The sequence below is a fragment of the Streptomyces sp. NBC_01390 genome (assembly GCF_045040105.1).
Classification (GTDB): domain Bacteria; phylum Actinomycetota; class Actinomycetes; order Streptomycetales; family Streptomycetaceae; genus Streptomyces.
In genome coordinates this window covers 4,173,299-4,187,419 of sequence record NZ_CP109551.1, presented here as the reverse complement: position 1 = coordinate 4,187,419, position 14,121 = coordinate 4,173,299, and the positions used below count along the sequence as shown (strand labels likewise).

Below are 14,121 nucleotides of genomic sequence, written 5' to 3'. Positions count from 1 at the left end.
GACGTGGGGGATGACTGCCGGAAGAGTGGCAGCATTGAGGAGTGCATGTCAGCAAAAAATAAGAGGTCGAGGGTTATCCCTGTGCGTGAGAACGCCCCTCAGTCCCGAGTGCGGGGCAGCAGCAGCGGAGTCGCGAGGATCAGGACGCCCGCGGCGCCGACGGCCGTCAGGGGAGTGGTGAGCGCCGCGAGCAGTCCCCACAGCGCGGTCAGCGCGGCGATCGTCAGCTTGCTGGACACCGACCAGGCGGAGAGGGTGCGGGCGACCCGGTCGGCCGGAGTGTGCTGGAGCCGGTAGGTGGCGTACACCGGGTTGAACACCCCCATGCTGGTGATCAGCCCGAGTTGCACGACCATCACCAGGACGAGCCCTGACGTGCCGCCGTGCAGGAACACCATTCCGACCGGCCAGCACACCCGCAGTGTTCCGAAGACGCGCATGATCCCGCGCTGCCCGTACCGCGCCACGAGCGGCCGGGACAGGCGCGAACCGATGAGGCCGCCGGTGCAGGGCACGGCGAAGGCGAGGGCGTACTGCCAGGGCGCGAACCCGAACCGCCCGAGCATGAGGACGGCGACCAGGGGAGCCGTCGCCATGATCAGCCCGCTGACCAGCACGGTGTTGAGGAACAGGGGCCGTAGTGCCGGATCGGCCAGGATGAACCGCCACCCGTCGACCAGATCACCGGCGCGCACCCGTGTCCGGGGTCCCCTTTCCGGACGGGCTTCCGGTGGGCCGCCCATCGCGCGGATACCGGCCGCCGACAGCAGAAAGCTCACCGCGTTCGCGACGACGGTGGTCACCGGGCCGAGCAGCGCGATGGCGGCCCCGCCCAGCGGCGGCCCGAGCACGCTCGCCGTCCACATGGTCGACTCGAACCGCCCGTTGGCGACGAGGAGTTGGGACGGCGGGAGAAGCGCCTTGAGGCAGGCCCCGCTGGCGGCGGTGAAGGTGATGTCGGCGGCGGCGACCACGACGGCCACCACCACGAGCTGCCCGAACGAGAGCGCGCCGAGCGCGTAGGCGAGGGGAACGGTGAGGAGCGCCCCGAACCGGACGAGATCCATCGCGACCATCACCGGCCGCTTGCGCCTGAACTCCACCCAGGGCCCGAGCGGCACCGCCACCACCGCCCCGACGGCCAGCCCGGCCGCCGCCAGCAACGACACCTGCGCGGGCCCCACATGCAGCACCAGAACGGCGATCAACGGAAACGAGTCGAACGCCAGCCAGGTCCCGGCCAGACTGGTGGCATAAGCAGCCCACAACCACCGAAACCCCCGCCCCAGAGAGGCAGAGCTCAACTGATCATCTTTTTCCCTGAGATCGCCCACCGCGAGAAGCTATCGGACCCAGGGGTAGCGGGCGCTTGCAGGGGCGCGGGGAACTGCGCGACAAGCCACAGCGAGCCGGCAGCCGAAGTACCGCCGAACCTACTCCCGCGAAACCGCAGAGCACTCCGCACAGGTACCGAAGATCTCCACCGTATGAGCGACGTTCACAAACCCGTGCTCGGCGGCGATCGCCTCCGCCCACTTCTCCACCGCGGGCCCCTCGACCTCCACCGCCTTGCCGCAGACACGGCAGACAAGGTGGTGATGGTGATCGCCCGTCGAGCACCGGCGATACACCGACTCGCCGTCCGACGTCCGCAGGACATCGACCTCGCCCGCGTCCGCCAGGGTCTGCAGCGTGCGGTAGACGGTGGTCAGCCCCACCGAGTCGCCCTTGTGCTTGAGCATGTCGTGGAGTTCCTGGGCACTGCGGAACTCGTCGACCTCGTCCAGCGCCGCCGCCACAGCGGCACGCTGGCGGGTGGATCGTCCCTTAACGGGCGGACCGGCCGTCGTCACCGTTGTTCTCCTCACGTCTGCGCTTGCCGGGCCATTGTGCCAGCCCGGACCGTGCGCGGTCAGACGCCCGCCTTGCCGGCGGCCTCTCTGCTGGCCGGAATCACACACTCCGCCGGGTCCCCGGCCGCCTGCGCGGCGGTCGCGGCACGGGCTCGGCGACGGGCCAGCGGGGTCGCCAGAGCGGTCAGCGCGATGAACGCGCCGATGGTCAGCAGGACGATCGTCGCACCGGGCGGGACATCCTGGTAGTACGACGTCACGGTCCCGCCGATCGTCACGGAAACCCCGATCGCCACCGCGATGGCGAACGTCGCCGCGAAGCTCCGGCTGAGCTGCTGGGCCGCCGCCACCGGCACCACCATCAGGGCGCTGACCAGCAGCAACCCGACCACCCGCATGGCGACCGTCACCGTGACGGCGGCCGTGATCGCCGTGAGGAGGTTGAGCGCGCGGACCGGCAGCCCCGTCACCCGGGCGAACTCCTCGTCCTGGCTGACCGCGAAGAGCTGCCGGCGCAGACCGACGGTGACCAGCACCACGAACGCCGCGAGCACACAGATCGCCGTCACGTCGGACTCGCTGACCGTCGAGAGCGAGCCGAACAGATACGAGGTCAGGTTGGCGTTCGAGCCCGTCGGCGCGAGGTTGATGAACATCACGCCGCCGGCCATACCGCCGTAGAACAGCATCGCGAGGGCGATGTCGCCGCGGGTCTTGCCGTACCAGCGGATGAGTTCCATCATCACCGCGCCGACGACCGAGACGCCCGTAGCCATCCACACCGGTGAGGTGTTCAGCAGGAAACCGAGGCCGACGCCGGTCATGGCGACATGGCCGATACCGTCGCCCATCAGCGCCTGACGCCGCTGGACCAGGTAGATGCCGATCGCGGGGGCCGTGATGCCGACGAGTACGGCGGCCAGCAGGGCCCGCTGCATGAAGGCGTAGTCGAGGAAGTCCATCAGCTCAGCAGTCCCGTCCGGATCGGTTCGGCGTCGTGAGCCGCGTGCGGGTGTACGTGGTCGTGGCCGGGCAGGGCGTGCTGTCCGACCGCCTGCGGGGGCGGCCCGTCGTGCATCACGCAGCCGTCGCGCAGCACCACCGCCCGGTCGATCAGCGGTTCCAGCGGCCCGAGTTCATGCAGCACGAGCAGCACCGTCGTACCGGCCGCGACCTGCTCCCGCAGGGTCCGCGCCAGCACCTCCTGGCTCGCCAGGTCGACGCCGGCCATCGGCTCGTCCATGATCAGCAGCTCGGGTTCGGAGGCAAGGGCGCGGGCGATCAGTACACGCTGGTGCTGGCCGCCCGACAGCGCGTTCACCGAGTCCTTGGCCCGGTCCGCGAGCCCCACGAGGCCGATGGCCCGCCGTACGGCCTCGTGGTCGGCCTTGCGCAGCACGCCGAAGCGGGCGCGGGAGAGCCGGCCCGACGCGACGATCTCCGTGATCGTCGCGGGCACACCACCGGCCGCGGTCGTCCGCTGCGGTACGTAGCCCACGCGCCGCCAGTCCGTGAAGCGGCGGCGCGGGATGCCGAAGAGCTCGATCTCGCCCGCGCTGACCGGGACCTGGCCGATGACCGTACGGATCGCGGTCGACTTGCCCGAGCCGTTGGCGCCGAGCAGCGCGACGACCTCACCGCGGCCCACGGTGAGGTCGATTCCGCGCAGGACCGGGCGTGAGCCCAGCTCGGCGCGTACACCGCGCAGCGAAATGACGGGCTCGCCCATGCCTGCATCCTCCGTGACGATCATCGGTTACCGCTCACTCGTACCGCTCACCTGGCGCCCAGAGCCGTCCGCAGGGCCTTGAGGTTGGACTCCATGACCGCGATGTAGTCGCTGCCCCGGGACTTCTCGGTGATGCCCTCCAGCGGATCGAGGACGTCCGTCGTGAGGTTCGCGTCCTCGGCGAGGGTCTTCGCGGTCTTGTCGGAGACGAGTGTCTCGTAGAAGACGGTGGTCACTCCGTCCGCCTTCGCCTCCTGCTGCAGTTCCTTCATCCGCGCGGCACTCGGCTCGCTCTCCGGGTCGACACCGGTGATGGCCTCCTGGGTCAGGCCGTAGCGCTCGGCGAGGTAGCCGAAGGCCGCGTGGTTGGTGAAGAACACCTTGGTCGCCGTGTTCTTCAGGCCGGCCTCGAACGAGGTGTTGAGCGAGGTCAGCTTCGCGGTCAACGCCCCGGTGTTCTTCTTGTATTCCGCCGCGTTGGCCGGATCGGCCTTCTGGAAGGCGGCGCTCACACCGTCGGCGATCTGGGCGTACCTCACCGGATCGAGCCAGACGTGCGGGTCGAGGCCGGAGGAGTCCTCCCCGGACTTCTCGGAGTGCGCTTCCTCACCCTCGTGGCTGTGCCCGGTGCCGGTGTGCTTCTCGAGGGTGGTGAGGGCCGCCGCGTCGATCTTCGTCTTCGCCTCGGACTGCGCCACCGCCTCGTCGACGGCGGGCTGGAGGCCCTTGAGGTACAGGACCGCGTCGGCCTTCTGCAGGTCCACGGTCTGCTTGGCGCTGATCTCCAGGTCGTGCGGCTCCTGGCCGGGCTCGGTCAGTGTGCTGACGGAGACGTGGGTGCCGCCTATCTGCTCGGCGAGGTACTGCATCGGATAGAACGACGCCACGACGTCGAGCTTCCCGCCGCTGTTCCCGTCGGCGGCGCTCGAATCCGAGGAACAGGCGGACAGGGCGCCGAGGCCGAGCGCGGTGGCCGCCGCGATCGCGGTGCCCGATATGAGTCGTCGTACGTTCATGACAGTCATTTTCAATGATTCTGGAAACGATTGTCAACAAGCGGGCTTTTGGGGCATGAGCGCGGCCCTCTACCCGGCCCTCTACCGGAACCGATTTGATTGGGGGGCGGGCCCCGCCGGTAACCTGAGTCATTCGCTCTGAAGCGCGTCCGCGTCCGCCCGTCCGAACGCGTCCGCTTCATCGCCCGTCGTCGTAAATCGTCGTAATGAAGAGAGCACCGTGGCCGCCGACAAGATCGACACCATCGTCAGCCTGAGCAAGCGCCGTGGCTTCGTATTCCCCTGCAGTGAGATCTACGGAGGCCAGAAGGCCGCCTGGGACTACGGGCCGCTGGGTGTCGAGCTCAAGGAGAACCTCAAGCGCCAGTGGTGGCGCTACATGGTGACGTCGCGCGAGGACGTCGTCGGTCTCGACTCGTCCGTGATCCTCGCGCCCGAGGTCTGGGTGGCCTCCGGCCATGTCGCGACCTTCTCCGACCCGCTCACCGAGTGCACCTCCTGTCACAAGCGCTACCGCGCCGACCACCTGGAGGAGGCGTACGAGGCCAAGCATGGCCGTACGCCGGCCAACGGCCTGGCCGACATCAACTGCCCGAACTGTGGCAACAAGGGCCAGTTCACCGAGCCCAAGCAGTTCTCCGGTCTGCTCTCGACGCACCTCGGCCCGACCCAGGACTCCGGTTCGGTCGCCTACCTGCGCCCCGAGACCGCCCAGGGCATCTTCACCAACTTCGCCCAGGTGCAGACCACTTCGCGCCGCAAGCCGCCGTTCGGCATCGCCCAGATGGGCAAGTCGTTCCGCAACGAGATCACGCCCGGCAACTTCATCTTCCGCACCCGCGAGTTCGAGCAGATGGAGATGGAGTTCTTCGTCAAGCCGGGCGAGGACGAGAAGTGGCAGGAGTACTGGATGCAGGAGCGCTGGAACTGGTACACCGGCCTCGGTCTCCGCGAGGAGAACATGCGCTGGTACGACCACCCGGCCGAGAAGCTCTCGCACTACTCGAAGCGCACCGCCGACATCGAGTACCGCTTCCAGTTCGGTGGCAACGAGTGGGGTGAGCTGGAGGGCGTCGCCAACCGCACCGACTACGACCTCAACGCCCACTCCAAGGCCTCCGGCCAGGACCTCTCCTTCTTCGACCAGGAGGCCGGCGAGCGCTGGACGCCGTACGTCATCGAGCCCGCCGCCGGTGTCGGCCGCGCGATGCTGGCGTTCCTCCTCGACGCGTACATCGAGGACGAGGCGCCCAACGCCAAGGGCAAGATGGAGAAGCGCACGGTGCTGCGCCTCGACCCGCGCCTGGCGCCGGTCAAGGTCGCGGTCCTGCCGCTGTCCCGCAACCCCGAGCTGTCCCCGAAGGCCAAGGGGTTGGCGACCGCCCTGCGCCAGAACTGGAACATCGAGTTCGACGACGCGGGCGCGATCGGCCGCCGCTACCGGCGCCAGGACGAGATCGGTACGCCGTTCTGCGTGACGGTCGACTTCGACACGCTCGACGACAACGCGGTGACGGTGCGCGAGCGCGACACGATGAAGCAGGAGCGCGTGTCGCTGGACCAGATCGAGGGGTACCTGGCTCAGCGTCTCGTCGGCTGCTGAGGTAGGTATGTACCGGTGCCGGGTCCCCTCGGAGGGGGCCCGGCATTGTCGTACCCGTTTCGGCGGCGGTTACAGGTCGACGTCCGCGTACAGCGCCGCGTGGTCGGAGGCCTCGTCCGCCTTCGACGTCACCGTGTCGAAGGACTTGAACGAATTCGGCGCCCACACCCCGCGCCGCTCCACGTCCACGTGCTGGATCTTGCTGAACAGCTCCGGCGAGAAGAGCAGGTAGTCGATCTTCTGGTCCAGTGAGTGGCCCGTCCCGTACGTGCCGGGGTCGCCCGTGTACGAGGGGTGGCTCATCGCGTCCCGAGCGCCGGTGACCAGCAGTTTCTTGACCGCTTCGCTGTCCGGCGAGTCGTTGAGGTCGCCGGCGACAAGGACGTGCGGGGAGCGTTCGAGGGCGGCGTCGTAGAGCTCCGCCGTCCGCTTGCCCTGAGCCAGACGCCGGGGGCCGCCGCCGCCCCGCTTGCTCTTGAAGTGGTTGCCGAGGACCCACAGGGGTGTGCCGTTCAGCTCGATCTCGTACTCGGGGCAGTCCCGGCTGTACAGCGGCTTGCCGTCGGCGCCCAGGTCCGCGATGTGCGACCGGATGGAACGGATCGGGTGGCGGCTGAGGATGCCGACGTCGATGCCGCGGCTGTCGTTGCCGTCGATCAGCAGGTTGTACCGGTACGGCTCCATGCCCCAGGCACCGCCCAGGACCTGGGTGTTGAACCGGTCCAGGGTGAGCCGGTCCTCGACCTCGACCGTGAGCAGGATGTCGGCGTTGATCTCTTTGATCACCCGGCCGGTGTTCCGCACCACGTCCCGGTCCAGGTCGCCGCGCACCAGCTCGGCCCAACCGGTCCACTTCTTACGGCCCTTGGCGACGACCTTGATCTCGGGATCGTTCTCCGACCCGTGCGTTTCGAAGAGGTCGGCGGAGCCGCCGCGGGTCTGGTTGATGAAGAACGGCGGGGGCTCGTGCGCCGGATTGGTGTCGTAGGCCCGGTGCTCCTTGATGAGCTGGGCGATCCGCGCCTGGTCCGTGGCGTCGTAGACCGGCTTGTCGAGCAGTGAGATCAGCTCGTTGAAGTGCTCGAGGACCAGCTCCCGCTCGGCGTCCGGGAGTTCGAAGACCCCGGGCCGGCGGAACAGGTTCTCCGTGTTGTAGGTGGCTATACGGACACTCATGGCGGCCTCCATGGGCGGCGCGGGAATGCCGCTGGGCCGGTGGCAGGCGCCGCCGAGGTGACTGCACGCCGACATATCTCATTGTCCTCGGGGTGCCCGGCCTGTCGACCGGAGGATGGCGGCACCACCGGCCCCCAGGTCTCCGCCCTCGGCCTCGGCTGCATGGGCATGTCCCCGATGTACGGCGACGTGGACCGGGCCGAGTCGATCGCGACGATCCACGCGGCCCTGAAAGCAGGCGTGACCCTGCTGGACACCGGCGACTTCTACGGCATGGGCCACAACGAGCTGCGGCTTGCTCGGCGTGAACCGATCTCTGAAACCCCGGCTCCGTTACGTCCGTAACGGAGCCGGGGTTTTTCAGCCCGCCGTCGGGTCCACCGTCGCCTGGTGTTCCTCGGCGAGGTGTTCCTCCGCCTTCAGCCAGGGCAGGAACTGCACCTTCTTCTTCCAGCCGCACGTGTCGCAGCTCATGACGCGGTGCGCGCCGGTGCGCTGGACATGGACCACGTGCTCGCGACCGTGCTGGTCCCAGCGGCTCACCTTGCTCGTGTTGATCTGCAACATGACCTCTCCGCCGTCCAGGGGATGCGTGCGGGCGTGCAGCTAGGAGTGTGCAGCAAGAGCAACATCAACAGGGGGCGACTGTGTGAAGAGTTGAGACATCCGCCGGGTGCTCAGGCGCCGCTCCCGCCCCAGGGGCGCGAGGGACTGCGCGACAAGCCCTGGCAGACCCGCACTCGCAGTCGATGGGTAGGCCCCGAGCGCTGGGGCGCTCTTTTCAGGGGCGCGGGGAACTGCGCGACAGGCCACGACGGACCGGCACCCGCTCTTTCAGGGGCGCGGGGAACTGCGCGACAAGCCACAACGCACCCGCACCCACAAGCGAACCCTCAGCCAATCCTCCGCGGCAACCGCAGGCTAAGCACCGTCGTCAGCGCGACACCCCCCAGCTGCACCACCAACGTCGTCACCAACGCATCCCGCATACCCATCCCAGGCGTCAACGAGAGAAACAGCGTGCCCAACGTCGCCACCCCCAGCGCCAGCGCCGACTGCTGCGTGGTGACCATGACACCGCCGCCCACACCCGCCCGCGCCGGCTCGATCTCCGAGAGGATGATCCGGAAGAGAACGGGAAGCTGAAGCGCCTGCCCCGCCCCCGCGACCGCCGCTCCCGGCAGCAACTGCACCAGACCCAGGTCCGGCCAGGAACGCCACACCGCGACGGCGATGAGCCCCACGCCCACCCCCTGGATCAGGCCCCCGACGGTCACGACCCGGGTGCCGTACCGGGCGACCAGGCGCGGCCCGGCGAGAGAGACGGCGAAGAACGCCACGGCCATCGGGGCCAGCGCCATCCCCGCCTGCACGGGCCCCAGACCCGCACCCCGCTGCAGGGCCACCGCGATCACGAACATGAACCCGCTGAAGCCGATCGAGAACGGCACGATCATCACCAGACCGCGTCGCAGTGACGTCAGCGCGAAAAGGGTCGGCGGTACGAGCGGAGTGCGCCCCTTGCGGTCCGCGCCACGCTCGGTCGCCCAGAACGCCGCCGCCGCGAAGGGGAACGCGGCCAGCGACAGCCACGTCCACAGCGGCCAGCCCGCCGCCCGGCCCTCGGTGAGCGGGGCCAGCAGCGTGATCAGGGAGACCCCCAGCAGGACCGTCCCGGGGACGTCCACCGGCTCCGGGTGCTGCGAGCGGGTCTCCGGGACCGAACGGGCGGCCAGGATCAGGCCGAGCAGCACCACCGGCACGTTCACCAGGAACACCGAGCGCCAGCCCGTGCCCGCGATGTCGGCGGCCACCAGTACGCCGCCGAGGATCTGGCCCGCCACCATCGACAGGCCCGCCGTCGCGCCGTACAGGCCCATCGCCCTCGCGCGGCGCGGTCCCGCCGTCGCCGACTGGATCGTCGCGAGCACCTGCGGCAGCATCGCCGCCGACGCCGCGCCCTGCGCGATACGGGCCACCACCAGCGTCCACGCCGTCGGCGCCAGACCGCAGGCCAGCGAGGTGACGGCGAAGGCCGCCATGCCGCCCAGGAAGAGCCGGCGCCGGCCGAAGAGGTCGCCGAGCCGCCCACCGAGGACGAGCAGGACGGCGTACGAGACCCCGTACCCGGCGACCACCAGTTCGAGGACGGCCTCGCTCGCCGAGAGATCCCGGCCGATGGTGGGCAGGGCGACGTTGACGATGAAGAAGTCGATGAGCGGGAGCGCCGCCCCGAGCAGCACGGTGAACAGGCCGAGCCCGCCGAGTACGGGTGGGTCGGCGGGGGAGCGGACGGTGGCGGTGGGTGGGGTGCTTGTGTTGGTCACGTCGACCAGCCTGCGCCGTCTCTGAGGGGGGTACCAGAGTGTCTTTATCCTGGTAGTAGGAGTACCTGGAAACAGGGTCGGGACGGACGACAAGTGGAGAGAGAGTGGGGACTGTGACCACCACCGCCCAGGAAACCACGGCCCAGCAAAGGCAGCAGGACCAGCCGGGCTCGCAGCAGCGAGAACCGCTGCAGCGAGAACCGCAGCGGCCCGGCGGGCGCGGCTCGGAGATCAGGCGCCACGAGCTCGCCGTCTTCCTGCGCAGCCGCCGCGAGCGCATCACCCCCGAGCAGGTCGGGCTGCCGCGCGGCCGACGCCGCCGTACGCCGGGTCTGCGCCGGGAGGAGGTCGCCCAGCTCTCCGCCGTGGGCGTCACCTGGTACACCTGGCTCGAACAGGCCCGCGCGATCCAGGTGTCCGAACAGGTGCTGGACGCCCTCGCCCGCACCCTCCTGCTCGACCCGAGCGAACGCACCCACCTCTTCCAGCTGGCCGGAGCCGTCGACCCCACCCCCGCCGCCAGCTGCCCGACGATCACCCCGGCCATCCGCGAACTGCTGCGCGCCCTCGACCCCGTTCCGGCCTGTATCCAGAACAGCCGGTACGACATCCAGGCGTACAACCGCACGTACAGCCGTCTCATGGGCGACCTGGACGCCGTACCGCCCGAGGACCGCAACCTCATGCTCCTCGTCTACACGAACGAGGAGTGGCGCTCGTCGGTCGTGCTGCTCGAAGAGACGATGCGGGTGATGGCGGCCAAACTCCGGGTTCAGCAGGCCGCCCATCTCGGCGACCCCGCCTGGAAGTTGATGCTCAAGCGGCTGCGTACCCGGTCCCCGGAGTTCTGTGCGATCTGGGAGCGGTACGAGGTGGTCGCCGCCCGCGGCAAGACCAAGCAGTTCCGCAATCCGTACGTCGGCCTGCTCACCGTCGACCACACCGACCTGTGGCTCGCCCCGGAACTGGGCACCCGCCTGGTGACGCTCGTCCCGACGGACGAGGAGACCCGCGAGCGCCTGGAGAAGCTGTACGCGATGGCCTTGAGCGAAGGTTGGGGAGAAGGCGCAGGGGAGTAGGGGAGTAGTCGGGAAGGGTCGACAGCCGGTCGAGTTCGGGTCGGGTTCGGTCGGAAGGCCAACCACTGTTGGTCAATTCTGCTCTCCGTGAGGGGTGTTGGGGGTGGCGGCAACGCCTGGCCGCAGTCGGTTCCCTAACGTCGTCGGGAGTTGATCATCAACGCCCGGAAAGGCGCCCTCGATGACCGAACACGCACCTGAGCATGCCCAAGGGCATACGCAAGGGCACGCGGACTCGACAGCCCGAAGCGTTCCCGTTCAGGCGCTGCGCCCCGGCGACCACGCCTGCCTGGACGTGCCCGACGCCCACGCCCACTGGCAGGTACTGACCGCCTACACCCGCACCGGACTGACCCGTGGCGAGAAGGTGATGGTCGTCCTCGACCCGGCCGACGTGGGCGACGACGACGCCCTCGCCCGTCTCGACACCGGCACCGGACAGGCCGAAGCCGCATGGCGCAGTGGCCAGTTGGAGATCGTACGCAACAGCGCTGTCTACGTCCCTGATGGCAGCTTCTCCATGGAGCGCCAATTCCGCCTCTACTCCGACGAGTTGGAGCGGACGCGAACCGACGGCTGGACCGGGCTGCGGGTCGGGGCGGACATGGCCTGGGGGCAGCGGGCCGGCGTCAGCGACGACCGACTCCTCGACTACGAGGCGTTCATGCGACCGCTCTTCGTGGATCCGCGCCTCACCGCGATGTGCTGGTACAGCCGTCACCAGTACACCGACCACCTGGTGGCCGCGATGCGGACGGTCCACCCGCTGCGGGTGATGACCCATCTCGACGCCCTCGAAGTGATCCGTACCGACGGCTCCGGCCCCTTCCGGTACGCACTTGACCTGACCGGCCTGTTCTACATGGAGGCGCACGCCGCCTGGCAGCTCATCGGCTTCGCCCGGGAACTGCCCGACGGCGACACCCTCGACGTCCGCTGCGACCCGATCCTCGAAGCGGTCCTCCGAGGCCTGGGCTCCGACGACGTAAGGCAGTTGAGGCTCCGCACGGAATCAGAGCCAGAGCCAGAGCCAGAGGTATAGGTGGGGGGAGAGCGGACCGGTCAGCGGGGCAATCCGCTGAACCAGGCCGCCACCTGGCTCCGGGCCGCGAAACCCAGCTTGGCGAGGATGCGTTCGGCATGTCCCTCGGCCGTGCGCCGGGAGATCACCAGCCGCTCCGCGATCTGCCGGTTCGTCAGGCCCGACGCGATCAGCGCGGCCACCTCCAACTCGCGCCGGGTGAGCCCGGTGTCGGGCACCGGCGGTGCGGGCCGCGCGGCGCGCCCGGCGGCGGTGCGCGGGTCGCCCAGCGCGTAGGCGAGGGCCTCGTGTGCCGACAGTTCGTAACCGCGCCGATGGGCCTCGCCGCACGGGCCGTCGACGGCCGTCGGGACGTGGCCGAGGTCGCGGCGGATACGGTGCGCCGCACCCCGCAGCACGGCCGCCCGCTCGGTGTCGCCCCGGGCGGCGGTGACGACGGCCAGTATCTCCAGGGCGCCGCAGACGGCGTGCGGCTCGCCGCTGACGTACGGCAGCCGCAGACAGTGCCGGGCACTCTCGGCGGCTGCCTCGTGCTCACCCAGTGCCCAGCGGGCGGTGGCGAGCGTGCCCAGGACGTATGAGCGGACCCACTGCTCGCCGTATGTCTCACACACAGCGAGGGCGTCCACGCAGAGCGGCACGGCACGTTCGGGGCGGCCGTGGAAGGTGAGCGTGGCCGCCAACTCGACGCGGCTGAGGAGGTGGAAGGCGAGCAGCCGCCTCTCGTCGTCGTGGTCGCCGTCGTCGCCGCGTCCCGATTGCCGGCGCAGGACGTCGGCCAGCGGTCTGACGTCCGGTATCTCGTGCGGGGCCAGTGTCGGGGGGTGCGGGGCGCCGGTCAGGAGCACGGCGTTCGTCCGGCTGCGGACCAGCGGGATCAGGGCGGCGGCCCAGTGCGCGCGGGTCAGTTCGGGTGCGGGACGGCGTCGGCCGCCGCGCAGGAGGAGCCGTTGCCACCAGTGCCGCAGTTCCGCCCAGGCGCCGCGCGCGATCCAGTAGAACCACAGGCTGCCGATCAGCCGCAGCCCGCGCGGGGTCTCGCCGGGGGTGGTGAGACAGAAGTCGAGCACCGCGCGCAGATTGTCGTGTTCGGCGCGCAGCCCGGCCAGAGTGCCCGGCTGATCCGGCCCGAACCAGCTCCGCTCATGCTCCTCCGCGACCCGCACGAAGTGCGCGCACAACCGCCGCCGGGTGTCCCCGGCCACCCCGAGCGCCTCCAGCTTCTCCAGCCCGTACTCGCGAAGAAGCCCGAGCATCCGATACCGCGCGCCACCCCCGCTTCCCGCCCCGTTTCCGGTCCCACTGTCGGTCTCGCATCCCTCCCTCACCAGCACGGACTTCTCCACGAGGCCGACCACGGCATCCAGCACGGCGACTCGGAGGGAGCCGAAGGCGTCGCCGCACACCGCCTCCGCGCCCCCCAGGTCGAAGCTGCCGGTGAACACCGACAGGTGGGCCCAGGCGAGTTGCTCCGCAGGGGTGCACAGGTCGTGGCTCCAGTCCACGGCCGAGCGGAGGGTCTGGTGGCGGGGTGGGGCGGCCGGGCTGCCACAGGTCAGGAGGCGGAAGCGGTCGCCCAGCCGGTCGCCGAGGCGTTCGTCGAGTTGCTCCACTCCCAGGGCGTGTATCCGTACGGCCGCCAGCTCGATGGCCAGCGGGAGGCCGTCCAGGCGGTGACAGAGACGGGCCACGGCCGCCCGGTTGTGGTCGGTGATCGCGAAGCCGGGCACCACGGCCGCCGCCCGGTCGGCGAACAGTCGCAGCGCGGGGAACTCCGCCCCGGGGCGGCCCTCGCCGGGGGACGGGGTGGCCAGCGGGGCCACCGGGAGCAGCTGTTCCTCGGTGAGGCCGAGCCGGTGGCGGCTGGTGGCCAGTACGCGGACCCCCTCGGTCGCCCCGAGCACCGAGGCCACCAGTGAGGCGCAGGCGTCCGCCAGGTGCTCGCAGTTGTCCAGGACCAGAAGCAACCGCCTGCCGCGCAGCTGCTCGACGACCGCGTCCAGCGGTGCCCGGCCCGTCTCGTCCCGGATACCGAGCGCGTCCGCCACCGCGTGCGGCACCAGCGCGCCGTCCCGCACGGCGGCCAGCGGCACCAGCCGGACCCCGTCCGGGAACCTCCGTACGGCTCCCTCCGCCACCCGCGCCGCGAGCCGGGTCTTGCCGACCCCGCCGGGGCCGGTGAGCGTCAGCAGCCGGGTGGTGGTCAACAGCCGTCTGGCCCGCGTCAGTTCATGGCGTCGGCCGACGAAACTCGTCCCCGGCACGGGGAATCCGACCGTCCGCCGAGACCCGGCTG

12 protein-coding genes and 1 pseudogene are annotated in these 14,121 nt (G+C 70.0%); 4 read left to right on the top strand and 9 right to left on the bottom strand.

Annotated elements, in window-relative coordinates; translation table 11 throughout:
* Positions 1–98: 98 nt before the first annotated feature.
* The 5 genes from OG241_RS18685 to OG241_RS18665 all read right to left on the bottom strand — a co-directional run bounded on the left by OG241_RS18685 (position 99) and on the right by OG241_RS18665 (position 4,598).
* Complete coding sequence (locus OG241_RS18685) at positions 99–1,304, bottom strand: MFS transporter (RefSeq protein WP_405816641.1); 1,206 nt, start codon at positions 1,302–1,304, stop codon at positions 99–101.
* A 129-nt stretch (positions 1,305–1,433) separates the two neighbouring features.
* Entirely contained in the window at positions 1,434–1,853 is a 420-nt protein-coding gene (locus tag OG241_RS18680) for a Fur family transcriptional regulator (RefSeq protein ID WP_405816640.1), read from the bottom strand.
* A 59-nt stretch (positions 1,854–1,912) separates the two neighbouring features.
* Positions 1,913–2,815, bottom strand: coding sequence for a metal ABC transporter permease (locus OG241_RS18675; RefSeq protein WP_405816639.1), 903 nt, complete (start codon positions 2,813–2,815; stop codon positions 1,913–1,915).
* Complete coding sequence (locus OG241_RS18670) at positions 2,815–3,582, bottom strand: metal ABC transporter ATP-binding protein (protein ID WP_405816638.1); 768 nt, start codon at positions 3,580–3,582, stop codon at positions 2,815–2,817. Before OG241_RS18670 ends, OG241_RS18675 begins: the two co-directional genes overlap by 1 nt.
* A 47-nt stretch (positions 3,583–3,629) precedes the next feature.
* Positions 3,630–4,598: a metal ABC transporter substrate-binding protein gene (locus OG241_RS18665; RefSeq protein ID WP_405816637.1), complete on the bottom strand. Its 969-nt coding sequence runs from the start codon at positions 4,596–4,598 to the stop codon at positions 3,630–3,632.
* A gap of 220 nt (positions 4,599–4,818) precedes the next feature.
* On the opposite strand from OG241_RS18665, the gene OG241_RS18660 reads away from it, so the two are divergent.
* Positions 4,819–6,201 (top strand): glycine--tRNA ligase, encoded by a 1,383-nt coding sequence (locus OG241_RS18660; RefSeq protein ID WP_405816635.1) that lies wholly within the window; start codon positions 4,819–4,821, stop codon positions 6,199–6,201.
* Positions 6,202–6,270: 69 nt separating this feature from the next.
* On the opposite strand, the gene OG241_RS18655 is transcribed toward OG241_RS18660, so the two are convergent.
* A complete protein-coding gene (locus tag OG241_RS18655) occupies positions 6,271–7,377 on the bottom strand; it encodes an endonuclease/exonuclease/phosphatase family protein (protein ID WP_405816634.1) in 1,107 nt (368 codons plus the stop codon).
* An 81-nt stretch (positions 7,378–7,458) separates the two neighbouring features.
* Between OG241_RS18655 and OG241_RS18650 the strand changes: the two are divergent.
* A pseudogene (locus OG241_RS18650) lies at positions 7,459–7,716 on the top strand (aldo/keto reductase); the annotation flags it as partial.
* Between the two features lie 21 nt (positions 7,717–7,737).
* Here OG241_RS18650 and OG241_RS18645 read toward each other — a convergent pair.
* Positions 7,738–7,944 (bottom strand): hypothetical protein, encoded by a 207-nt coding sequence (locus OG241_RS18645; RefSeq protein WP_405816633.1) that lies wholly within the window; start codon positions 7,942–7,944, stop codon positions 7,738–7,740.
* A 326-nt stretch (positions 7,945–8,270) separates the two neighbouring features.
* Positions 8,271–9,704, bottom strand: coding sequence for an MFS transporter (locus OG241_RS18640; protein ID WP_405816631.1), 1,434 nt, complete (start codon positions 9,702–9,704; stop codon positions 8,271–8,273).
* Positions 9,705–9,892: 188 nt separating this feature from the next.
* On the opposite strand from OG241_RS18640, the gene OG241_RS18635 reads away from it, so the two are divergent.
* Both OG241_RS18635 and OG241_RS18630 read left to right on the top strand, forming a co-directional pair.
* Positions 9,893–10,783: a helix-turn-helix transcriptional regulator gene (locus tag OG241_RS18635; RefSeq protein ID WP_405826290.1), complete on the top strand. Its 891-nt coding sequence runs from the start codon at positions 9,893–9,895 to the stop codon at positions 10,781–10,783.
* Positions 10,784–10,964: 181 nt separating this feature from the next.
* Positions 10,965–11,825, top strand: coding sequence for an MEDS domain-containing protein (locus OG241_RS18630; protein WP_405816630.1), 861 nt, complete (start codon positions 10,965–10,967; stop codon positions 11,823–11,825).
* Between the two features lie 20 nt (positions 11,826–11,845).
* Here OG241_RS18630 and OG241_RS18625 read toward each other — a convergent pair whose 3' ends face one another.
* Positions 11,846–14,089 (bottom strand): ATP-binding protein, encoded by a 2,244-nt coding sequence (locus tag OG241_RS18625; protein WP_405816629.1) that lies wholly within the window; start codon positions 14,087–14,089, stop codon positions 11,846–11,848.
* Between the last annotated feature and the right edge of the window lie 32 nt (positions 14,090–14,121).

Bases quoted from the DNA above. Each gene is read 5' to 3' on its own strand.
- OG241_RS18675 (WP_405816639.1), bottom strand. From the start codon at position 2,815: ATGGACTTCCTCGACTACGCCTTCATGCAGCGGGCCCTGCTGGCCGCC.
- OG241_RS18670 (WP_405816638.1), bottom strand. From the start codon at position 3,582: ATGGGCGAGCCCGTCATTTCGCTGCGCGGTGTACGCGCCGAGCTGGGC.
- OG241_RS18665 (WP_405816637.1), bottom strand. From the start codon at position 4,598: ATGAACGTACGACGACTCATATCGGGCACCGCGATCGCGGCGGCCACC.
- OG241_RS18655 (WP_405816634.1), bottom strand. From the start codon at position 7,377: ATGAGTGTCCGTATAGCCACCTACAACACGGAGAACCTGTTCCGCCGG.
- OG241_RS18645 (WP_405816633.1), bottom strand. From the start codon at position 7,944: ATGTTGCAGATCAACACGAGCAAGGTGAGCCGCTGGGACCAGCACGGT.
- OG241_RS18630 (WP_405816630.1), top strand. From the start codon at position 10,965: ATGACCGAACACGCACCTGAGCATGCCCAAGGGCATACGCAAGGGCAC.